General features: G+C 49.0%; 19 protein-coding genes and 1 riboswitch. Of the genes, 9 read left to right on the top strand and 10 right to left on the bottom strand.

Annotated elements, in window-relative coordinates; translation table 11 throughout:
* Positions 1 to 666: 666 nt before the first annotated feature.
* On the top strand, positions 667 to 1,287 hold the full coding sequence (locus BTA51_RS18105; protein WP_094709800.1) for a hypothetical protein: 621 nt from the start codon (positions 667 to 669) through the stop codon (positions 1,285 to 1,287).
* 220 nt (positions 1,288 to 1,507) lie between these two features.
* The gene (locus BTA51_RS18100) at positions 1,508 to 2,542 is read left to right on the top strand and encodes an oxidoreductase (RefSeq protein WP_094709798.1); all 1,035 of its coding nucleotides are present in this window, start codon (positions 1,508 to 1,510) and stop codon (positions 2,540 to 2,542) included.
* Here the strand turns inward: BTA51_RS18100 and BTA51_RS18095 are convergent.
* Entirely contained in the window at positions 2,539 to 2,988 is a 450-nt protein-coding gene (locus BTA51_RS18095) for a hypothetical protein (protein ID WP_141215631.1), read from the bottom strand. The two genes, BTA51_RS18100 and BTA51_RS18095, sit on opposite strands and share 4 nt — an antisense overlap.
* A gap of 152 nt (positions 2,989 to 3,140) precedes the next feature.
* Positions 3,141 to 3,533, bottom strand: coding sequence for a DoxX family protein (locus BTA51_RS18090; RefSeq protein ID WP_094709794.1), 393 nt, complete (start codon positions 3,531 to 3,533; stop codon positions 3,141 to 3,143).
* 119 nt (positions 3,534 to 3,652) lie between these two features.
* Between BTA51_RS18090 and BTA51_RS30910 the strand changes: the two genes are divergently transcribed.
* Positions 3,653 to 3,769: a pentapeptide repeat-containing protein gene (locus BTA51_RS30910; RefSeq protein ID WP_094709792.1), complete on the top strand. Its 117-nt coding sequence runs from the start codon at positions 3,653 to 3,655 to the stop codon at positions 3,767 to 3,769.
* A gap of 5 nt (positions 3,770 to 3,774) precedes the next feature.
* Here BTA51_RS30910 and BTA51_RS18080 read toward each other — a convergent pair whose 3' ends face one another.
* The 3 genes from BTA51_RS18080 to BTA51_RS18070 form a co-directional block, all read right to left on the bottom strand.
* On the bottom strand, positions 3,775 to 4,542 hold the full coding sequence (locus tag BTA51_RS18080) for an HD domain-containing protein (RefSeq protein ID WP_094709790.1): 768 nt from the start codon (positions 4,540 to 4,542) through the stop codon (positions 3,775 to 3,777).
* Between the two features lie 281 nt (positions 4,543 to 4,823).
* Positions 4,824 to 5,984, bottom strand: coding sequence for a ribonucleotide-diphosphate reductase subunit beta (locus tag BTA51_RS18075; RefSeq protein WP_094709788.1), 1,161 nt, complete (start codon positions 5,982 to 5,984; stop codon positions 4,824 to 4,826).
* A gap of 36 nt (positions 5,985 to 6,020) precedes the next feature.
* The gene (locus BTA51_RS18070; protein ID WP_094709786.1) at positions 6,021 to 8,888 is read right to left on the bottom strand and encodes a ribonucleoside-diphosphate reductase subunit alpha; all 2,868 of its coding nucleotides are present in this window, start codon (positions 8,886 to 8,888) and stop codon (positions 6,021 to 6,023) included.
* A 181-nt stretch (positions 8,889 to 9,069) separates the two neighbouring features.
* Positions 9,070 to 9,314, bottom strand: a riboswitch (cobalamin riboswitch).
* A gap of 974 nt (positions 9,315 to 10,288) precedes the next feature.
* On the opposite strand from BTA51_RS18070, the gene BTA51_RS18065 reads away from it, so the two are divergent.
* The 5 genes from BTA51_RS18065 (at position 10,289) to fghA (ending at position 14,128) form a co-directional block, all read left to right on the top strand.
* The gene (locus BTA51_RS18065; protein WP_168188211.1) at positions 10,289 to 11,026 is read left to right on the top strand and encodes a GNAT family N-acyltransferase; all 738 of its coding nucleotides are present in this window, start codon (positions 10,289 to 10,291) and stop codon (positions 11,024 to 11,026) included.
* Positions 11,027 to 11,216: 190 nt separating this feature from the next.
* Positions 11,217 to 11,639, top strand: coding sequence for a hypothetical protein (locus BTA51_RS18060; protein ID WP_094709782.1), 423 nt, complete (start codon positions 11,217 to 11,219; stop codon positions 11,637 to 11,639).
* An 81-nt stretch (positions 11,640 to 11,720) separates the two neighbouring features.
* Entirely contained in the window at positions 11,721 to 11,918 is a 198-nt protein-coding gene (locus tag BTA51_RS18055) for a hypothetical protein (protein WP_094709780.1), read from the top strand.
* Positions 11,919 to 12,130: 212 nt separating this feature from the next.
* The gene (locus tag BTA51_RS18050; protein WP_094709778.1) at positions 12,131 to 13,240 is read left to right on the top strand and encodes an S-(hydroxymethyl)glutathione dehydrogenase/class III alcohol dehydrogenase; all 1,110 of its coding nucleotides are present in this window, start codon (positions 12,131 to 12,133) and stop codon (positions 13,238 to 13,240) included.
* A 39-nt stretch (positions 13,241 to 13,279) separates the two neighbouring features.
* Positions 13,280 to 14,128 (top strand): S-formylglutathione hydrolase, encoded by an 849-nt coding sequence (gene fghA, locus BTA51_RS18045; RefSeq protein WP_094709776.1) that lies wholly within the window; start codon positions 13,280 to 13,282, stop codon positions 14,126 to 14,128.
* Between the two features lie 38 nt (positions 14,129 to 14,166).
* Here fghA and BTA51_RS18040 read toward each other — a convergent pair whose 3' ends face one another.
* Both BTA51_RS18040 and BTA51_RS18035 read right to left on the bottom strand, forming a co-directional pair.
* On the bottom strand, positions 14,167 to 14,559 hold the full coding sequence (locus tag BTA51_RS18040) for a hypothetical protein (protein ID WP_246841085.1): 393 nt from the start codon (positions 14,557 to 14,559) through the stop codon (positions 14,167 to 14,169).
* A 170-nt stretch (positions 14,560 to 14,729) separates the two neighbouring features.
* Positions 14,730 to 15,611 carry a CHAD domain-containing protein gene (locus BTA51_RS18035; RefSeq protein WP_094709774.1) on the bottom strand — a complete coding sequence of 294 codons (882 nt, stop codon included), beginning with the start codon at positions 15,609 to 15,611 and terminating at the stop codon, positions 14,730 to 14,732.
* A 285-nt stretch (positions 15,612 to 15,896) separates the two neighbouring features.
* Between BTA51_RS18035 and BTA51_RS18030 the strand changes: the two genes are divergently transcribed.
* Complete coding sequence (locus BTA51_RS18030) at positions 15,897 to 16,688, top strand: ABC transporter substrate-binding protein (RefSeq protein WP_094709772.1); 792 nt, start codon at positions 15,897 to 15,899, stop codon at positions 16,686 to 16,688.
* Between the two features lie 85 nt (positions 16,689 to 16,773).
* Here the strand turns inward: BTA51_RS18030 and BTA51_RS18025 are convergent, their stop codons facing one another.
* From BTA51_RS18025 to BTA51_RS18015, 3 genes are read right to left on the bottom strand one after another with little or no spacing between them, the layout of a single operon-like run.
* Positions 16,774 to 18,363: a SpoVR family protein gene (locus tag BTA51_RS18025; protein ID WP_094709770.1), complete on the bottom strand. Its 1,590-nt coding sequence runs from the start codon at positions 18,361 to 18,363 to the stop codon at positions 16,774 to 16,776.
* Positions 18,364 to 18,372: 9 nt separating this feature from the next.
* Positions 18,373 to 19,680 (bottom strand): YeaH/YhbH family protein, encoded by a 1,308-nt coding sequence (locus BTA51_RS18020; RefSeq protein ID WP_094709768.1) that lies wholly within the window; start codon positions 19,678 to 19,680, stop codon positions 18,373 to 18,375.
* Between the two features lie 32 nt (positions 19,681 to 19,712).
* A complete protein-coding gene (locus tag BTA51_RS18015; protein ID WP_094709766.1) occupies positions 19,713 to 21,635 on the bottom strand; it encodes a PrkA family serine protein kinase in 1,923 nt (640 codons plus the stop codon).
* Positions 21,636 to 22,033 lie beyond the last annotated feature (398 nt).

The following is a 22,033-nucleotide window of genomic DNA, read 5'->3' as shown; positions in this document are numbered from 1 at the left end:
TGTTACATTCATAAGTCGGCTCTTCAATTTCAGCTTTTTAGCCAATATCCCTAAACCCATCTCGTAAGTGTTAGTTTGTCCTGTTTGGCGGATTTTCATATTTAGCATCCTCTCTTGCTTTCTTTTTTGTCTTTTAATTTATTGTTTTGTAAGGAATAAATTTCGCAGGTAGTTTATTCCCCTACAACTTTCGTTTAGCTCAAACGCGTAGTTCAGAGCCTGTGGATTAGGCCATCTGAGGTTGAATGTCTCACATTCCTTGTAGGAAATATCTCACACGTCAATTGATTGGCTTTGGGTAAAGTTCGGACTCGTAGAGTAGTGATTCATGGAGGCAGTAGAAATGGATAACACTCAGAGTGAAATGTTTGTATGCCCTTTTTGCGAGAGTCAGAGTTTTATGGAAATGGTGCCGCTGATGGGATCCATCACCGGTTCCAATCCTCTGGAAATTCGGAACATCACCTGCTTGGGATGTCATAAAGAATTCGAATGCAGAATGTCGGACAAGCCATAAAGTCTGCCTGGGGAAACCGTCTTACCAGCAGGGCAACACAAGTCACGATATGACGTGACATCAGATTTGTATATCAATGATTGTTTAACCCGTTAGTTAATTCCCGAATCCGGGGAAGTGAGGAAGCTATGTCCGGGAGACTTAAGGCAATGGTAGTTGATTGGAAAGACAGAATCCTGAAGGAGTATGTCAGCAGGTATCATTATCTGGAGTTGCTCTACAGTGAGGTCGCGTTGATTCACTACCGTTGTGAATTGGTTCGGGACGAAATGAATATTCCTGCATACGGCGGCATGAACCGTCGGTTGTTGGCCTTTATGATTGGTGCGATTGAAGGATTTCTGAAATCCAGTTTCGCCGGATCTCAAAACTCAAAGTCCGAGATGTTCCACCTGGTGACCATCACCTATGGCTATTTGATTCTCAAAGAAGGAGTAGTTTCCAACGAAGGAGAATGGTGTGCCTATATTGCACGGGTTCAGGATGCAATGGATACTGAGCACGGGTGGTACTACAAGCTGGGAATGGAGTCATTCAATACTTCTGACCCGGAAGAGGATATCGCATTGTGGGAGGCTCTGAAGGATCAGCTACATGACTGTCGTGAAAAACAGAAACTGGCCATGCAAGAGCCACCAGCCAGATTTAACGAGAAAAGCCCAAGAGTTCGTTGTGCACTCTGTCCCACTATTGTGGTTGCCAGCAATGCTAAAAAATATATGAATGTTTTGATCTGTCCGGACTGCGGACGTGCTAAAGGTATTGAGTAAGCAGCACTGTGGTAACTTCTGTAATTCCTGTCGACTGGCATTGTGGCTGTCCCGGATGAAACTTCGGAAGTGACAGCCGTCAATCTGATGAGTGCGACAGCCCCCTAGCAAAAAGACTAGGTTCTCCCTTCTTTACTCCTTCATCATGTATGCTTGAACTCCCTATTGCCGGTGACAGGATTTCTGGCAGAGGAAAATCAAAGTCAGATGCGGAGGGGTTATGGTAATTAAAGTTGGGCTTATCGGTCTTGGACTATCCGGAAAAACCTTCCACTTTCCCTTCTATAAAGTACTTCCTGAATATCAATTGAGTGCCGTACTGAGCCGGCAGACAGACGTTGTGGCAGAAATCGCGCCCGAAGCGATCTGTGTTCAGAGTCTTGATCAGTTGCTCGTGGCGGATGTGGATTTGGTCGTCATTACAGCCCCCAATACTGAGCACTTTCCCTACGCCAAAGCGGCACTGGAAGCTGGAAAGCATGTCGTGCTGGAAAAGCCATTTGTGAATTCGGTGGCTGAGGGGCAAGAGCTGATTCAACTGGCAGAAAAAAAGCAGAGGATTCTCAGTGTCTACCACAACAGGCGCTGGGATGGAGATTTCCTGACAATTAAAAAGATGTTGTCGGAAAATAAACTCGGGTCAATTTCCCATTACGAAAGCCATTTTGATCGTTTCCGTCCTGAGCCCAGGGAGCGGTGGAGAGAAACGCCGTTACCGGGATCGGGAATTCTTTATGACCTGGGGTCTCATCTGATTGATCAGGCGCTCGTCCTGTTTGGTGTCCCCGCCACGATCTCGGCAACGGTCAAGGCGATGAGGGAAAACTCTGAGGTGGATGACTATATTCACTTGCTGCTGGAATACCCTTCCAGGCAGGTGATCTTACATGCCAGTATGCTGACACCTCTGCCGGGTCCTCGATTCTGTATTCATGGCAGTTTGGGAACCTTTATAAAGTCTGGACTGGATCCGCAGGAGGACAGGCTGAAAGACGGTGTTTTGCCGGACCATCCGGATTGGGCGCAGGAGCAGGCCGCTTCGTTTGGTCATATCACTCATGCTGACGGAAGCAGTGTGGTCGTGCCTACGGAAGTAGGGGGATATCAGCACTACTATCAAGCGTTAGGCAATGCTATCAAACACGGAGCCGCCAATCCGGTTCCGCCTGAACAGGCGTTAAGAGTGATTCAGTTAATTGAACTGGCAGGACAGTCCTATAATACCGGTCAGCGGCTGGCCGTCCCCGAACTCTAAGGCTGTAGTTTCAGCCCCTGGAAAAAACAGGAAGCGGTAGCGTTAAGCAACGCAACGCCGCCGTTTTCTTTCACGCCATCGTGATTTTCCGTCCGCGAGAGAATGAGCAGTTGTCTGCCACTTTTGGTCTGTCCTACGCTTAGCCGGTCGACGGCAAAGACGTCTAATATATTAACCCCCTGATCTGAGCATCTGACCCGGCAGGCTGAAGCATCGGAAATCGCCCGCTTAACGGGAAGTTCACACTGATAACGAAGCATCGTGAAATTGACACCGTAGGCTTTCATCAAGGCCCGTACATCTGAATCATCGTAAATGATGCCTTCAAATCCAACGGCATTGGGGATTGTAGGATCAGGAGGGGAAGTGGATACGGCTGCCTGGGAGGTTCCAAACACGAGTATCGAAAGAATGAATGGTGTCAGTGATTTTAGAATCCATTTCATGGGACCGTTCGCCTTGCTTTCTATCATCCGAATTCGAAATTTTCCAGAGTCCGCCATTGACAGACTTTGGCATCATCACCCGGAAATGAAAAAAAGAAAAGCCCTGCGACGCAGAGCTTAAGGGGCGTGAATATTTCTCAGTGTTACAAGGTTCAGGACTTGGCCCGGTTGTCCAGACTGAAAGGACCGGCTCCTGCAACCATCAATCCCAGAAAGCCTCCTGCAACTGCCAGGTTTTTCATGAACAGGATTGATTGCATTTGATCGTCGAAATTGCTGTGGAAAACCAGAGCTGCCATTAGTGTAAAACCGGCAAGCAGGAGAGCGGCCAGGCGTGTCTGGAATCCGATCACTATCAATATACCCAAACCAATTTCAGCCAGGATCACTACGGGGAGCATCATTCCCGGAATGCCAAAGGCTTGCATATATCCTTGGGTGCCTTCGAAGCCAGATATTTTGCTAATGCCTGCCATAATGAACATGACAGCCAGAAAAATTCGGGCAGGCACCAAAAACAAGGTGTTGGACAGAATCTTATTCATCGCGAAATCCTCCTCTTCAGTTGATGAAGGTAGATTATATCCGTTGTGGTAGAAAGAAAATGTGCTTATTTTTATTAAAATATTCTAAAAATTAGAAAGAATGCTGTTCTAGGAGTTTTATGGACCTTTCTCATGTGGACCTGTCTCGCATGGATCTTCCATATATAGATCTTTCATACACAGATCTTCCTTACGCAGATCTTTCTTGCGTGGATCTTTCACGCATATATGTTTAGGCCCTTCAGCTCCCAAATGGTGCCTGACGTATCATATTCAAAAAGCCGAATCTGCTCATAAGTGCTATCCGTGAACATGGCCGGATGGCCTTTTCTTTTTTGAATATGTCCACGAGTGCTGATTTGAATGCCCCTCGCGGATAGTTATTGAGTACAGTCTCTCTATCAGGCTTGGCAATCGAGCCATAACGGAGCCCTATAACATCGCAGGCAGTGCCTGCATTGAGGTAATGCGCCAGCCACCCATGTTCGTGCCCGCACACGGCCGGGTTCAGGTGTAATGTGATTGCGTTGTAAATAGTATCTCTGGTCGAGTTATCTACGTCGTGCTGAAGCATGAATTGGTCGCCGGCTTCAGCACTTTCCAATGTAAAACATTCAGCCCCTTCCATTTGATCATGAAAAGAATCCGTCAGACCTAAATCGTGAAACAGGCAACTGAGATAAAGGGTTTCATCGTCCATGCTTTGCCTGTCCGCCAGTTTTAACAGACTGCCCCAGAAATAAGCTCGGATACTGTGATTGAACAACTCATCACTGGCCAGGCCGCGTACATACTCCTGTGAAGCTTTTACCAGGATGGTGTCCGGCACTGAAACGCGATCCAGTAACGCCTCTGTGGATTTCCAGGACTTGTTTCGGGAAATGACTGGAAGGTTGGTTTTCAGTTGGACTTTTATGCTTGAGCGAATGTAGTGCATCTGGTCCCAAAAGGTCATTCGACCTTTGCTTGTCAGTGCCCAATGCCTGGTTCCTAAACGAGTTGCTGCCATAACGCCTCCTGAAATGTCTGCTCAAGAACATATCACCTGTTCCAGATTTTGAGGGAGGGAGTTTGTGACATCGATGAGGGCTTAAGTGCCATTGGGAACAGGGATGCTTTGCGCCACTGAGTGTCACTGCCGCCAATGGCGATCAAGTGGCACAAAAAAAGCCTGTCATACGACAGGCTTTCTCGTTAAGAACCGCTGCTGTTGCTTATCAGGACGACGGTCTATTGAAGCTGCCGTTTATCGGCAGTGCTGATCAATGAACATGCTTCCCTGGACGATAACTACCACTGTAACGAAGCACCGGTTTGATACTCGGTGACCCGGGTTTCAAAGAAGTTCTTTTCCTTTCTCATGCTGGCTTGTTCATCCAGCCAGGGAAGGGCATTGGTTGCTCCCGGGAAAGGCTCTGCCAACTTTAGTTGCTTGGCTCTGCGGTTGGCGATGAATCGGAACTGTTCTGTATGGTCCTCAGCGGTATAGCCCAGAATAGGTTCTTTCAGCAGGAAGCGGGCATAGGCGTTTTCAGCGGCTTCTGCTTCCTCCCACATATGTTGCAGGGCTTTAGGATCAAGGACGACGTTCTCCTCTTTGATGATCTGCTTGACGACTCTGATGCCGAAGGCGCAATGCATGACTTCGTCGCGCATGATGTATTGCAATTGCTCGCCGGTACCTTTCATCAGACCGCGTCGCTGTAAAGCGAATATCGGGCTGAATCCGTTGTAGAACCAACAGCCTTCAAAAATTCCGGCAAAGAATATATAGGCCATGACGAATGTATGCAGATCGTCACGATTTCGAAGATCGATATCCGGGCGAAGCAGGGCGCTGATCCGCTCGTTACCCATCTTGATCTTTCGATGAATAGCGGGAATCACCCGATAGCGGTTATAGATTTCACTTTGATCCAGACCGATGGTTTCAATGCAATGCTGGTAGGTCCAGGTATGCAGAGACTCTTCATAAACCTGCCTGGCTTGGTAGATCTGCAGCTCCGGAGCACTCATTTTCTCCATGACAGCCAAACCGATATTGCGCATGGCCAGGATATCGGAGGTGGTCAGGTAAGCGAGCACGTTTTCGTAAACATGCCGCTCTTCCAGCGTCAGTTTGTGATGATAATCGTGAACATCCTGGGACATATTGATGTCCAGCGGAGTCCAGTGATTCTTGTTGGCGTTGAGGAAAAACTCCCAGGCCCAGGGGTACTTGAACGGTGCCAGTTGGTTGATATCTGTCAGTCCGTTGATAACCCTTTTGTCTTCCGGATTCACCGGGGCAACGGACTCCGGTGTTTCCTCGGATAATTCAATCTGTGGTGTGGCAGCCTTCGTTGCTTCCGTTACTGGGGATTCTGCAAATGTTGGTGCAGGTACAGAAGGAATTGTCGCTGCCAGAGGATCGTCCCAGTTGGGGGTAAAGTTGGAATATTGGGTAGTCATTGTCTTGATCTCTTTTGTCTGGTCTCTGATCAGGGCCTATTGGCAGGCTTCACAATCCGGGTCGAGAATGGAACAGAATTTGGGTTCAGGCTGGCCGGCCCCAAGTTCAAACTCGTCCGATTCAGGCAGGGGTTCTTTCTCTTCCGCCTGTACTGAGACTTTTTCCATTTGTGTTGCCCCGAGCGATCTCAGGTAATAGGTGGTTTTCAACCCGCGTGACCAGGCTAGCTTGTATAGGTTGTCCAGCTTTTTGCCGGATGGCTCCGCCATATAGAGGTTCAGACTCTGTCCCTGATCAATCCATTTCTGGCGGCGTGCAGCAGCTTCGACCAACCAGCGGGGATCAATTTCAAAAGCGGTTTTGAAGAGTACCTTTACTTCGTCCGGAATTCGGTCGATTTGAGCCACTGAGCCGTCAAAGTATTTGAGGTCGTTAACCATGACGGAGTCCCACAAATTGCGACTCTTCAATTCTTTCACCAGCCAGGGGTTGATAACGGTGAACTCGCCAGACAGGTTCGACTTTACAAACAGGTTCTGATACGTCGGCTCAATCGACTGGGACACTCCGACAATATTGGAAATAGTGGCGGTTGGGGCGATCGCCATAACATTGGAGTTGCGCATTCCCTGGTGCTTAATTTTTTCCCGCAGACTATCCCAATCCAACTGGGCCGCTTTGTCCAGCACCGCATAGCGACTGCCACGGGACTCTTCCAGCAGGCGTAGTGAATCAATGGGAAGTATTCCCTGGCTCCAGAGGCTGCCTTCGTATGTTTCGTAGGAACCACGTTCAACTGCCAGATTTGTCGAAGCCTGTAAAGCAAAGTAGCTGATCAGCTCCATGGACTGATCGGCGAAGTGCACCGCTTCCACACTTTCATATGGCAGGCCCAACTGATAGAGAGCATCCTGGAAACCCATCAGTCCCATACCGACAGGACGATGCCGCAGATTGGCTCGTTCCGCCTGGGGAACCGCGTAGTAATTGATATCGATAACGTTATCGAGCATACGGACTGCGGTGTTGACGGTTTTTTGCAGACGGTTGCTATCGAGTTCACCGTTTCGGATATGGTTGACGAGATTGATGGAACCCAGGTTGCAAACCGCAATCTCGTCTTCACTGGTATTCAGTGTGATTTCCGTGCACAGGTTGGAGGAGTGCACAACACCTGCGTGTTGTTGTGGTGAGCGAAGGTTGCAAGGATCTTTAAAGGTGATCCAGGGATGGCCGGTCTCAAACAGCATGGACAGCATTTTGCGCCATAGCGTCTGAGCCTGGACCTTTTTGTACAGAGTAATCTGGCCGGACTCCACCAGTTGCTCATAATGGTGATAGCGGTCCTCGAATTCCTGGCCATAGAGATCATGCAGATCCGGAACATCGCTGGGAGAAAACAAGGTCCAGTGGCTGTCTTCAAAAACACGTTTCATGAACAGATCCGGGATCCAGTTTGCACTGTTCATGTCATGGGTTCTGCGACGTTCGTCTCCGGTATTCTTGCGAAGTTCCAGGAACTCTTCAATGTCCAGGTGCCAGCTTTCCAGATAGGCACATACAGCTCCTTTTCGTTTGCCGCCCTGATTCACTGCAACAGCTGTATCGTTCACCACTTTCAGGAAAGGGACGACCCCCTGGGATTTACCGTTAGTACCTTTAATGTGGGAGCCCAGAGCCCTGACCGGTGTCCAGTCATTCCCAAGGCCGCCGGCCCACTTGGACAATAGAGCGTTGTCCTTCATGGCGTTATAGATGCCTGAGAGATCGTCCGGCACGGTGGTCAGATAGCAGGATGACAATTGTGGTCGATTGGTGCCGGCGTTAAAGAGTGTCGGTGTGGAGCACATGTAATCGAATGACGACAGCAGTTCATAGAATTCAATCGCACGAGTATTAATATCGTCTTCCTGCAACGCCAGCCCCATCGCTACCCGCATGAAGAATACCTGTGGCAGCTCCAGACGGTTATCATTCCAGTGCAGGAAGTAACGGTCATAGAGAGTCTGCAGGCCGAGATAATTAAACTGCCTGTCCCGATCGGCTTTCAGTTCCTGTCCCAGGCGCTCCAGATCGAACTCCTTCAGTTTTGGGCTCAGCAGCTCCAGTTCGATGCCTTTCTCGATGGTCTGCTGGAAAGTTGTGGGATACAGCCCGGCCATTTCAGATTCTGTTGCCGCATCGGTCAAGCCAAGAAAGCTCAGGACTTCAGATCGTAACCCGTCCAATAACAATCGGGCGCTGACCAGTGAGTAGTTGGGCTCGGCTTCAATCAGCGGACGGGCAGCCATCACCAGCGCGGTATTCACTTCTTTGAACTTCACACCGTTGTAAAGGTTCTTGAGGGCGCTGGAGGTTATCTTCTCTGCATCAACACCTTCAAGGCCTGAGCATGCGTCCTGAATCACGGTACGCATGCGGGCGATATTCAAAGGCGCCTGGGAGCCATCGGCATTGACCACATTAATGCTGGGGTGAGCTTCTTCGGGGGCGACAGGCGTGCTCAGGCGTTGCTTGGCATGTTCTTCGCGATAGAGCACGTAGGCCCTGGCTACTTTATGGAATCCCGAACGCATGAGGCCCAGTTCCACCAGATCCTGAATTTCCTCGATATGGACGGTTCCGCCCTCCGGCAGGCGTCGTCTGATGCGTGCCGAAATGTCTTTTACCAACGCGTTGGCCGCGTCCCTTACCCGGGCTGAACCGGAAGCCGGATCACCTTCAACGGCGAGAAACGCTTTGGTAACGGCTAGGGCAATCTTTTGATCTTGATAGGGAACAGCCTGACCATTGCGTTTGATCACGTGAAGTGTGCTGGCCTGGGAAGTGTTACTGGTCTGGGAGATATTACTAGTCTGGGAGATATTAATAGGAGGCTGGGACGGCAACCCGGTGTCAGTCATATCATGTACCTGTATCGCGTAAAAGGTTGTACTTCGCGAAGACAGGAGCTGATAGTCGCATGTCGGACGTTGCCGATTCGGTTGCCAGAATTTGGCCGTAACGAATTCAAAAGCCGTCAGATATACGGAGTAGCTGCGCTATCTCTAGCCCTGGTTCGCGAAGGCTTGTTAGCTGGCCGGAGGCTCCGGCGATATCTTTGGCAGGTCTTCGGACTCAGGGGCGAGAGAGGTGGTATTTCACCACTTCACCTACGACGACGGCTTCCCATTGCATTAACGATTTTCGTCAAGTGGACAACAGTGCCATTAGGTGAGCATCTTAAAACGATGCCCTTGTCGTCTTCGTTCCCCTATACCGCTGCGCGTCAGTTCCGGATTCTCACCGGATTCCCTCTTAGTGCGGCGTCCATATCTCTACGTCAGAGCTTTCGTCAGGTATGACAGTAATATGCCCATCGGTTATTCTTTGGACTAGATATGGGTGGCAAACCAAAGTCTGGGTACTATATATAGTTGTCTTTGGGTTGTAAATACTGCCTGGTGTCGAGCCTGCTTTCCGGACCGCCGATTAGGTGGCATATCATCCATTTTCCCTATTGGTTTGGTGGGATAATCCGGGTAGTCTAGGCCGTCAACGCAATGATATGTCGGTTAGTGAGCACTTTTCTGAACAGAATTCGGATAACGCGATTGAACAGAATTCTGGATAACCAGCGGTTATCTGTTCTGAATCAAAAAGGCTGACTGAATCTTTGTTATGGTTTGCGCACCAACTCCCACGCTATCTGGCCGTTAAACTGAAAGCAGTCTTTCAGTGAAAAGTACGATTCAAATAAAAGATTGCGTTTCAAAATAAGAGAAAATGTGCGTTGGTTGGCGGAATCGGACAATGGAAATTAACTTTGTGTGCCTCTTGTTACATCGTATATAGTAGCGCCCTGTGAGTAGTCTATGCTTGACAAAATGTCGTGATTCGATGAGGTCATCTGCAGATGACTGATATCCATAGTTTTTGACTGACTGACATGTGCTCGCGTTGTTGTTTCGGAAGCAGGCTTTGAGAAGTATGTCCTGTTTTTTGAAACGAACTGTCGCAAATTGGCGACAGTGTAAGTTTTTGATCCAGAAGTTATTATCTAACCACCTTGGGTAATCTGTCGCCAATTAGAAACATATATCCGATACGCTGTGTATCTTTCGCAGTGGCAGGTGCGGAACAAAGATAAGAAAACTTCATTAAGCTGTTGAAACTTGAAGGATTTAAGATTTTGGCATTGGATATGCTGTTGTTTGGCGTGTGTCGTTCAGAGCGATAGGTTAAGGACATCATCCCTTGAAACCATGAGCTTGAATGGAAGCAGAACTATAGGTGTCCAACTAACAGAATAAAGGTAACTGCCGTGTTAGCAGAAAAAAAGGGTTTGTATTCAACGCCGCCACTGGAACCACTTCTCACCGCCTATGGAAGACCTGTTTCAGTATTGAAGGCTGACAGCCTTCGACATAAGGAAGAAGTTTTTAAGATTCGATACGAGGTGTACTGCAAGCATCTCGCCTATGAAAGTTCACAGAAGAATGCGAGAGGGCTTGAGACAGACATATATGATGGCTGGTCCAAGCACTTTCTGGTCAGGGACGAGTTGAGTGGTCGTTATGTCGGCACTCTTCGGCTGGTGATGCCGCACTCCCGCTCCTCTCAGGCCATTCCTATCGAGAATGTTTATACCAATGAATATTTCTCACCTGAGTTGGCTCCTTCACGTCTGGATTCCGGAACCTATATTGAGATCTCGCGCTTGGCCGTACTGCCGGACGCGGCAGCTATATCCAGTTCCTATTCCGTAGAGGTGTCCCGGCTTCTGTACCTGGGGGCTCTGGCGTATGTGCAGGAAAATCCAAAACTAAGGCATGTTTATTGTCTTATGGAAAAACGTCTGGCCAGAAGACTGTCATTTCTTGGAGTTCCCTTTATTCAGATAGGGGAGTATTTCGAGTTCAAGGGACAGCGGGCTCCGTTCTACGCAGGTAAGGGTGTGGTTAAGGAAAGCCTGAAAGGGGACTCAAAAATTATTTATGAACGCCTGCTGGCCAAAGAGCAGGAAGAAAATGAAAGTGCGTTGTCCTACAAGGTAGCCTGATTGCTCACCTTGTTCACTGCTGGCTGATTGTTCTGCATTGGTGGTCATTCTGGACTATTATGCCTGGGTCTGTTGCAGTTTTTTGCAGGCCCCGGATATAGCGATCTAGACCACTGCCGCGCTGATAACTGCCTGAATGGGAGTCCTCTCCTGTTTGGTTATAGCGGCCTATCATCCTCTGGAGGTTGATATGGCAAGAACTCCGACCGATTTACAGATCCTTGATCTGATTTTCGAACACCATCTTCCCGACTATCTTCGAGCCCCTCATAACGACCCGGTGAGACAGCATAAAAGCTATGTTCCTGTTGATCTGGAGTACGTTGCCAACTTTCTGGGTATTGACCTGACGCTTCTGACGAGTCGTCTGCTGGATCATTTGGATAAGAAATACCGTTATCAGGTAGAGAAGGATAGCTATGTTTTTCTGTTTTCTTCAGCCTTTGGACGGGGAGCCAGGCAGGACCAGTATGTTGTCAATTTTCCCTATTTGTCTTCAATTATCGCGGGTATGAGGGATGACAGCCGAAAATACCGGATCGCGACCAGTATGGCAGGAGTGTCATTGGTCATTTCAGTGACGTCTTTCCTGATTTCTGTGCTTGGACGCTAAATTTGAATGACGGGAAACTCTGTTAAATAGCGCTTAAATGATAACAAACCGTCATACCTATATTTTCGGGAGATATCATTCATGTCTGCTCAAGCTGCTAAGTCCAATGCTTCCCTTACCAGTTATATGCTGTTGGTCGTCTGGGCTATCTTGAGCGTGATTCTCTTGTCTGCTGTCGTAGTGGATGAGGCTGGCATTATGCCGTCCTTCGGAACGCCTCAATTTGACCATGTCATGGAACATTCCCAAACGGTCGAACAGTCCTTACATTTCAGTTGAATATCTATTTCCAATTAGCCTCCCATTTTTTGTTAAGTTGCTAGTTCTCTGCTTCGTAATCAGACAGCTGTTCTGGTAATGCTGTCGCCTACGGGCAAGTGATTGTTGTTAAAAAGAAATTGCCCTGAATCGCGGTTGCAGCATGGACTTCGGGGGCGTATATTCTGAGGCGATAAGAACCGCTTTACAGAACAATCACCAAGGATTCCGACATGAAATCACGTGCTGCGGTAGCATTCGCTGCCGGAAAACCCCTCGAAATTGTTGAAGTCGATGTGCAAGGCCCAAAAGCCGGTGAAGTCATGGTACAGATTGTGGCAACCGGTGTTTGCCATACGGATGCCTATACGTTGTCCGGAGATGACCCTGAAGGGCTGTTTCCCTCCATACTCGGTCACGAAGGTGGCGGTATTGTTGTTGAGGTTGGAGAAGGGGTGACTTCCGTAAAGCCAGGTGATCATGTGATTCCCCTTTATACCCCTGAATGCGGCAAATGTAATTTCTGTACATCAGGTAAAACCAACTTGTGTCAGGCCATTCGTGCGACTCAAGGACAGGGTCTGATGCCGGACGGCACTTCTCGTTTTTCCTACCAGGGCAAACAACTTTTCCACTATATGGGAACCTCCACCTTCTCTGAATATACGGTGCTGCCTGAAATTGCAGTGGCCAAAATCAACCCGGCTGCGCCACTGGATAAAGTCTGTTTGCTCGGTTGTGGTGTCACCACGGGGATCGGAGCTGTCTTGAACACTGCCAAGGTTGAACCCGGAGCCTCTGTGGCGGTTTTTGGCCTGGGCGGTATCGGTCTGAGTGTCATTCAGGGAGCGGCTATGGCGAATGCCGGTCGCATATTGGCTGTCGATGTTAATCCTGACAAGTTTGAAATGGCGAAAGCATTGGGCGCAACTGATTGTGTTAATCCCAAAGACTATGATGTTCCCATTCAGGAAGCGATTGTTGAATTGACCGGTGGTGGGGTTGATTACTCTTTTGAATGTGTGGGGAATGTCAACCTGATGCGTTCTGCACTGGAATGCTGCCACAAAGGCTGGGGAACCTCAGTGATTATCGGGGTAGCCGGTGCAGGACAGGAAATTTCCACTCGTCCTTTCCAGCTGGTCACAGGAAGAACCTGGAAGGGAACCGCCTTCGGAGGTGTAAAAGGACGTTCACAACTGCCCGGATATGTGGATAAATATATGAGTGGTGAAATTAAAGTGGATCCCATGGTGACATACACCATGCCGCTTGAAGATATTAATAAGGCATTTGAGTATATGCATGAGGGCAAGAGTATTCGCTCTGTCATCCTGTTCTAATTCCGGATGCCTATGCATTTTTGATGGATGGAGCGTCCAATGAGTTTTGAGCTGATTCAGCAAAACCGGTGCCAGGGGGGCTACTGGAAGCAATTCAGGCATGATTCCGAGACCTGTGGTTGCGAGATGGTGTTTTCCGTATATGTTCCGGAAATCGCGACAGAAGTGGTCAGGAATCTTCCCGGACTATTTTGGCTGTCTGGTCTGACCTGTTCTGACAGAAACTTTGTCGATAAGGCGCACGTGGAAGCGAGAGCCAACGATCTGGGGATGATTATCGTGGTTCCCGATACCAGTCCGCGAGGCGTCAACCTTCCAGGAGAGGGCGACAGTTACGATTTCGGATCGGCTGCCGGATTCTATCTGGATGCGACGGAGTCTCCCTGGTCAGCTCATTACAAAATGTATTCTTACATCACTTCTGAGCTATATGAGCTGGTGTTATCCCGCTTTCCTATAGATCATGAGCGGTTGGGGATATTTGGCCACTCTATGGGAGGTCACGGAGCCCTGACAATCGCGCTCAAGAATCCGGATAAGTTCCGCTCAGTCTCAGCCTTTGCACCCATTTGTGCGCCCTCTCAATGTCCATGGGGGCAAAAAGCTTTAATGGGGTACCTGGGGGATCATCCGCCGGCCTGGCGTCGCTATGATACCTGTGCCCTGATTACTGATGGTCATCGGGTTGACTCTATACTGGTGGATCAGGGGATGGACGACCAGTTTCTTGGGGAGCAGCTGATGCCAGAGGCTCTGGAAGCGGTCTGTGTAGAAAAGGGAATTGAATTAACCCTCAATCGTCGTGAAGGCTACGACCATAGTTATTTCTTTATCAGCACGTTCATTGAAGAACATTTGCGCTACCACTACCAACAGTTGAACGGCTGAAGGCTATAATCGGCTGGCTGGTAAGTGGCTGATATGAATCAATCGTCGTTCGATATCGTCGGGCGACGGTTGGAGCGCTTATCGTCCCAGTCAAGGTCTTCCGGGTCGTACCATCCGATAACTGTCAGTACTTCGCGACGGGTTGAGTCAGACAACGTATCCCAAAGCTCTTTGAACTGTTCAAGGCCTTTATCCCGGCGCTTGGCAATCTTTCCTGACAGCTGAGACACAATGGTGGGTAGTTTTAATGCTTCCCCTAGCTGTCCGGGCACAACAATTTCCTGCCCCCATATTTTCTTCCTATGAGTACGTGCAGCCAGTACCTGTTGCAATGCCTGCGCTGCCTGTAAGGCAGTTTCTGTGTCGAATTCGTTACTTTGCATAAAGTCCGGATAAATACCAGAGAGAGTGTCGATCGGCCGATAATCCATAGCGGCCCAAAACCTATAATAATAGCGGATTATTCGGGGTCCATTGAAGGCAAAATAGGTGGGAAAATCATTTGTCGGCTTTGATCAATGATCGTGTCTGGAGGGATCTTTCATGATCTGTCGTGAACGTGCAGGCTAATGGAGTCAGCGGGTAAGAATCTTGATGAGAATCAACAGTGGGTATTGATCTCGATGAGCGATGGAAAATAATCACCGTATTCTTCTGGTGTGTAGCACAATAATCGGGACAGTTCTTTCTCTGCTTTGGCCCATTGCCTGGTTTGCCTGTTTCTGATCAATTGGAGAAGGCGGGCTGTCTCGGTAGACGCATTTGTATGGAAGGTCTCCAGCAGCAAATCCAGGTCATTGGCTTGCCCTAATCTTTCTGTCGTTTGTTTTAGCCGTTTGTGTCGCTTGCGGATGAACTCATTCCAGCCAGGTTTGACCAGTCGTAGACAGTACATCTCATCCTTAAGGCATTTTCTCAAATCATGGTACAGGGGAGCAGAGGGGGTCTGATTTGCCTTTGAGTGCGCTTTTCTGCCGCGTAGGTAAAGCCAGCGGTAGCGTTTCATAGCCCATGGGTAATCGATATCTGAGTGTTGGAGAGATATTTGTACGGGCTCGGATCGAAGTAGTAGTTGATGGGTAATATCGATGAGTCGGCTAATGAATTCCTCTGGCGTCTCCGGATCAGTACCAAGGCTGCACTCGGGTCTTATCAGTTCTCTTGGCAAAGGGGGAAGAGCTAAACGTTCAGGTAAATGACTCTGGAATGATTGCCAGACCGATTGCAAAACATACTGATCCCGGAATTGCCCCAGATCGGTTGCCAACTGTCGAAGGTATTGATGGTAATCGGTGGCTCGATTTCCGGTAAGAGGCTTGCTCATTCTCAGGAAGGCGCGAATTTCCTTAAGTAACTTCCTGGCCTGATGCACGGAGGCATCAAAATTGATGGAGGTTCTCAACAGGGTAATCAGCAGCTTGTCATTCCGTTGGATGAAGTGGTGCTCCAGTAGTCGGGGTGGAAGGTGCTTGGAGCGCTTCATGGCAGATCTTTATCCGTTGTTGTAGACATTCCAAATGGGCATACACTTTCTATCGCTCCTTCTATGCTATTGGTTGCCGGGTAGTGAAATCAAATCAGTCATTTTGTACGGCATGATATGGATCAACCCTTGGTTAATTATGGCTGTTGCCTATACTAAAAAAGACAGGTGGCTGTTAAAGCCGGGTTAGAAGCTGACCTGGATGTCATCTATGGCGATGGTTAATACCATTGGATTCCGGCTTCAAAAAACGTAAATACTCATATTGCATTACGCTGGGGGTCTATGAGGCCGACAACTGTATTTCGGCAATTTATGCTGTTGGCAATATTCTTCTTTGCGCTTGTTGCACAGGCCGAGGAGAGTTATATCGTCGTAACCGGTGCCGATAGTAATCCGCCTTTTAGTGGCCCGGAGCTTCCGCAAGGCGGTTTGATTACAGAGATCATCCGGGAGGCGATAGCCCGAATGGGGGCTGAGAGTCAGGTAGAATACCTGCCATGGAATCATGCCTATCGGCGGGCTGATTCAGCGTTGGTGCTTGGCGCTTATCCTTATGTGAAAGATGCTGAGCGGTTGCAACACTTCTTTTTTTCCACGCCCTTGTATGTCACGGTTGAGCGCTTCTTTGTGGTTCATGACTCGGACATTACATTTTCCCGGGACAGTGATCTGCAGGGATTGATCCTCTGCCGCCCGTTGGGTTATAGCCTGGAAAGCGTCAATCATCTCATTGAGCAGAATGTAGTCAGACTTTGGGCTCCCAATGACTTGGCAACCTGTTTTCAGTTGCTGGCAGCAGGGCGAGTGAACCTGGTGCCGATCGGTGAGGAGACCGGATATTCTGTGATTGCCGAAAACTTTCCTGCACCGGATGATTTCAAAGTGCTCACCAAGCCTATCCAGGTAAACGGTTACCATTTGATGGTATCGAAGGAATATCCCCATGCCACGGAGATTTTGCAGCGTTTCGATGATGAAGTGATGGGGATGTGGAACGAAGGACGTATTGCGGCACTCTACGCCAAACACCACACTGCTTTACCTCCCGTCGAGATGTTTCATCTGGCGCCATAGCCGGCGCCGTGGCAGAGGGAAGGGCAGACGTAGGAGAATTCAGGAATGAGACTTCAGGTGTACAAATAGGGTCTGACTGCAGACCCTAATCTTCCATTTCCTCTTCTTCAGGCTCGGGTTTTTCCGGGCAATGGTAGCTTTTGGTCGCCTTATCTCCATCCACAGATACCAGATGGATATCGAATCCCCAGAGCCGGTGAATATGCTTGAGTACTTCCCCCACCTCTTTATCGTAAAGAGGTACCCGATCAATGGGGGTATGCCTTAGCGTGAGGGAGCGATCTCCACGGATATCCACGTCCCAGACCTGAATGTTAGGGTCTCTGTAGCTCAGGTTATACTGCCGGGCAAGCTGCTCTCTGACGGCTCGATAGCCATTCTCGTCGTGAATAGCGGTAACCTGGTACTCATTTTCCGTATCATCATCGAGAATGGTGAAGAATTTGAAGTCTCGGATGACTTTGGGAGACAGGAACTGGAGGATAAAGCTCTCATCTTTAAAGTTGCGCATGGCGAAATGAAGCGTTTCCAGCCAGTCTGATCCGGCAATATCCGGGAACCACTTTTTGTCTTCTTCTGTGGGGTGCTCACAGATTCTTTTAATGTCCTGGAACATCGAGAAACCAAGAGCATAAGGATTCATGCCGCTATACCAGGGGCTGTCAAAGGGTGGCTGATAGACGACGGAAGTATGGCTCTGGAAGAACTCCAGCATAAAGCCGTCAGTCACCAAGCCTTTTTCATAAAGCCGGTTCATAAGGGTGTAGTGCCAGAAAGTGGCCCACCCTTCGTTCATGACCTGAGTCTGCCGTTGGGGGTAGAAGTACTGAGCTACCTTGCGGACGATACGTACCACTTCCCGTTGCCAGGGCTCCAGTAACGGGGCATTTTTTTCGATGAAATACAACAGGTTTTCCTGCGGTTCGGCAGGGAAGCGCTGTTTGTTTTTAATCTCTTTGTCCCCGGCTTTGAGCGGGATGGTGCGCCAAAGATCGTTCACCTGCTTCTGCAGATATTCTTCCCTTTCCCGCTGGCGTTTGGCTTCTTCAGCGGCTGAAATCGGGGAGGGGCGTTTATAGCGATCAACACCGTGGTTCATGATGGCGTGGCAGGAATCCAGAATTTGCTCTACAGCCTCAATACCATGTCGGCGTTCGCATTCTGCCAGATAGTTTTTGGCAAAAATCAGATAATCAATAATGGCGCTGGCATCAGTCCAGGTCTGGAACAGATAATTGCCCTTGAAGAATGAATTATGACCATAGCAGGCGTGGGCGATCACCAAGGCCTGCATCATCATGGTGTTTTCTTCCATCAGATAGGCGATACAGGGGTCGGAGTTGATGACGATCTCGTACGCCAGCCCCATTTGTCCCCGCTTGTAGAGTTTTTCCGTCTGCAGGAACTGTTTGCCGAATGACCAGTGGTGATAACCCACCGGCATGCCGACAGAAGAATAAGCGTCCATCATCTGCTCGGCGCTGATGACCTCAATTTGATTGGGATAGGTCTCCAGCTTGTACTCTTTGGCACAGATGGCGATGGCTTCGTCATACTGACGGATCAGATCAAACGTCCACTCTGACTCGGTGGATATCGGCTTCCGCTCTACCGGTTTGGGGGCTTCCGGTTCCGGCTGTCTGTCGATCAGGTCGTTGTCTACAATCTCTGACATTACTCACCCTCAAGCAAGGTGTTCGGCTTGTTTCTGGAACAGTTTGCGGAACACTGGATAAATATCTGCTTCATCCATGATCTGTTGCATGGAAAAACGTTCCTTGTAGGACTCCATCAGTTTTTCATATTCATGCCACAGCATCTGGTGCTCGTGCGGGGTAATTTCTATGTAAGAGTAGTACTGCACAAAAGGCAGAATGCTCTCGGCCAACAGTTTGCTGCAACGCGGGGAGTCATCGTTCCAGTTATCCCCGTCAGAAGCCTGGGCTGCATAAATGTTCCAGTCTTCTGTGGGATAGCGCTGTTCCATGATCTCGCGCATGAGCTTCAATGCACTGGAGACAATGGTCCCACCGGTTTCCCGGGAGTAGAAGAACTCTTCTTCGTCCACTTCTTTGGCACTGGTGTGGTGGCGGATAAACACCACGTCGATTTTCTGGTAGTTTCTCTTCAGGAACAGATACAGCAGGATGAAAAAGCGCTTGGCGATATCCTTGTGAGTCTGGCTCATGGAGCCGGACACGTCCATCAGGCAGAACATTACTGCTGCAGTGGCAGGCTTGGGCTGCTTGATATGCTGGTTGTAACGGATATCGATTTCGTCGATGAAAGGAATACGCTGTATACGTCCCTTCAGCCGCTTGATTTCATCCTCTAGCGCCTGAATCTGATCTTCCTTGCTGAATACAGGATCCGGTGGCATCGGGCTACGTTTTATCGCTTCCAACTGTTCCTTCAGATCGCTGATTTTCTTACGGGCATTCCCGGATAACGCCAGTCTTCGGGCATAGGCGCCACGCATACTGCGAATGACGTTGATCTTGGCCGGGGTTCCATGAGTGGTATAACCGGCGCGGACATATTTAAAGTTAGAGGTCTCCTTGAGCTGCTTCTGTACCAGATTTGGCAGGGCAAGGTCTTCAAACATGAAATCGAGAAACTCTTCCTGGGAGATCTGGAAGACAAAATCATCCATTCCCTCACCCTGGTCGCTGGCCTGGCCCTGACCGGAACCTCCGCCTCCGCCGCCTCCGGGTGGGCGGGGGATGGTATCCCCGGTGACGAATTCCTTGTTGCCTGGATGAGTCTGTGCGCGGCGTCCCCCCTTTCCGTGCCGGAAGTTGGGTTCACCAATGTCTTTACTGGGTATTGAGATGCTTTCGCCCCGATCGATATCGGTAATAGAGCGTTTGTTGACAGCATCAGCCACCGCTTTCTTGATATGCTCGCGATAGCGTCTCAGGAAGCGCTGTCGATTGACAGCGCTTTTATTTTTGCCGTTCAGACGACGGTCAATAACGTGGGTGACACCCATAGCGTGCTCCCGTGTCAGGAGAATTTAATGCGTTACTGCGATTTACGGACCCGTAAATACCATTCGCACAACAGCCGCACTTGTTTCTCGGTGTAACCGCGCTCGATCATCCTGCGCACAAATTCCTGGTGTTTCTTCTGATCTTCTTGAGAAGCTTTTGGATTGAATGAGATAACCGGCAGCAAGTCCTCAGTATTGGAGAACATTTTCTTCTCGATTACCGTCCGAAGTTTCTCGTAGCTCAGCCAGGATGGGTTTTTGCCCTGGTTATTGGCCCGTGCCCTCAGCACAAAGTTCACCACTTCGTTGCGGAAATCTTTGGGGTTGCTGATGCCGGCTGGTTTTTCAATTTTCTCCAGTTCATCGTTGATGGCCCCCCGGTCAAAGATTTCGCCGGTTTCCGGATCCCGGTATTCTTGATCCTGTATCCAGAAGTCAGCATAAGTGACGTAGCGGTCGAAAATGTTCTGGCCATATTCAGAATAAGATTCCAGATAGGCTGTCTGGATTTCCTTACCGATGAACTCAACATACTGTGGTGCCAGAGATTCCTTGATGAATCTCAGGTAGCGGTCGTGAACCTCCTGTGGAAACTGTTCCTGTTCAATCTGTTTTTCCAGCACATAAAGCAAGTGAACCGGGTTGGCTGCCACTTCTGTGGTGTCAAAGTTGAACACCTTGGAAAGGATCTTGAAGGCAAAACGGGTGGACATGCCTTCCATACCTTCATCGACACCAGCGGAATCCTTGTATTCCTGAATCGACTTGGCTTTAGGGTCGGTATCCTTGATGTTTTGGCCGTCATAAACCTTCATCTTGGAATACACGCTGGAGTTTTCAGGTTCTTTCAGGCGCGATAGGCAGCTGAACTGAGCTAGCATGTTCAACGTGTCCGGAGCACAGGGGGAGCCCGCCAGAGAGCTGTTGCGCAAGAGTTTCTCGTAAATTTTGACTTCTTCGGAGACTCTCAGGCAATAAGGCACCTTCACAATATAGATACGGTCTAAAAATGCCTCATTGTTTTTGTTGTTTCTAAAGGTTTGCCACTCGGATTCGTTGGAGTGGGCCAGTACGATGCCCTCGAAGGGGACGGCACCCATGCCTTCAGTGGTGTTGTAATTCCCTTCCTGTGTTGCGGTTAACAGGGGGTGCAGCACTTTGATAGGAGCCTTGAACATCTCGACAAATTCAAGCAATCCCTGATTCGCCTTACACAACCCTCCGGAGAAGCTGTAGGCGTCCGGGTCGTGCTGGGGAAAATCTTCCAGCATCCGGATATTAACCTTGCCGACCAGGGCTGAAATATCCTGGTTGTTTTCATCACCCGGTTCGGTTTTGGATATGGCTGTCTGGTTGAGAATGGAAGGATACAGCTTAACAACCTTGAACTTGCTGATATCGCCGTTGTATTCGTGCAACCGCTTCACTGCCCAGGGGGACATAATGAAGCGCAGGTATCTGGTGGGAATACCAAATTCCTCTTCCAGTATTTTGCCATCTTCTTCAGGATCAAACAGGCCTAGAGGGGATTCGAAAACCGGGGAGTCCTTGATGGCATAAAAGGGTTGTCTTTCAAAGAGGTATTTAAGCTTTTCGGCGAGGGAGGACTTACCGCCACCGACGGGGCCAAGCAGGTAAAGAATCTGTTTCTTTTCCTCTAATCCCTGGGCTGCATGTTTAAAGAATGAGACGATCTGCTCGACACACTCTTCCATGCCATAAAATTCTTCAAATTCGGGGTAACGCTTGATGACTTTATTGGAAAATATCCGGCTTTGTCTGGAGTCCCGGCTGGTATCGATCAGTTCAGGCTCGCCGATGGCCAGTAACATGCGTTCTGCTGCGGATGCGTAAGCTGTAGAATCCTGCTTACAGATGTTCAAGTATTCTTCGAGAGTATACTCTTCCTCCTTCCTGGCTTCATATCGGTTTGCGAATTGACTGAAGATACTCATAGAGGCCCCCTCTGCTATTAACTCGATGGTTCTGCAGGCGCTGAGCTAAACCGGCTGCTGTCCGGTGGTGCATTTAAATCATCATAGTTCCTTAATGTTTCACGATTTGGTCATCAGCAGGTATTAGAATCGCCTCGCGGATGCAATTGCACGAACCATTCCGCTTATGATTTAGAATAGATCATGTATCGCAACTTGGATAGGTATAATTTCCCCACTCACCATTAAAATTTTTTATATTTCATTCCGTTACGTAAAGTAGCAATGTGTAGGTCGAATTCCGCGGAGGTATAGCGTTATTTCGAAAATTGCATTTTTCAGGAAGTGTCGGAAAAGCCTTTGCACCAATCTGATGCAAGTCGTTGAACTGATGTAACAAAAGAGAACCCTGAGCCCTA

Origin of the sequence: Hahella sp. CCB-MM4 (genome assembly GCF_002260525.1) — a bacterium.
Classification (GTDB): Bacteria; Pseudomonadota; Gammaproteobacteria; order Pseudomonadales; family Oleiphilaceae; genus Hahella.
Note: the sequence above shows the minus strand (reverse complement) of the source record. Positions and strands in the feature narration are given on the sequence as shown.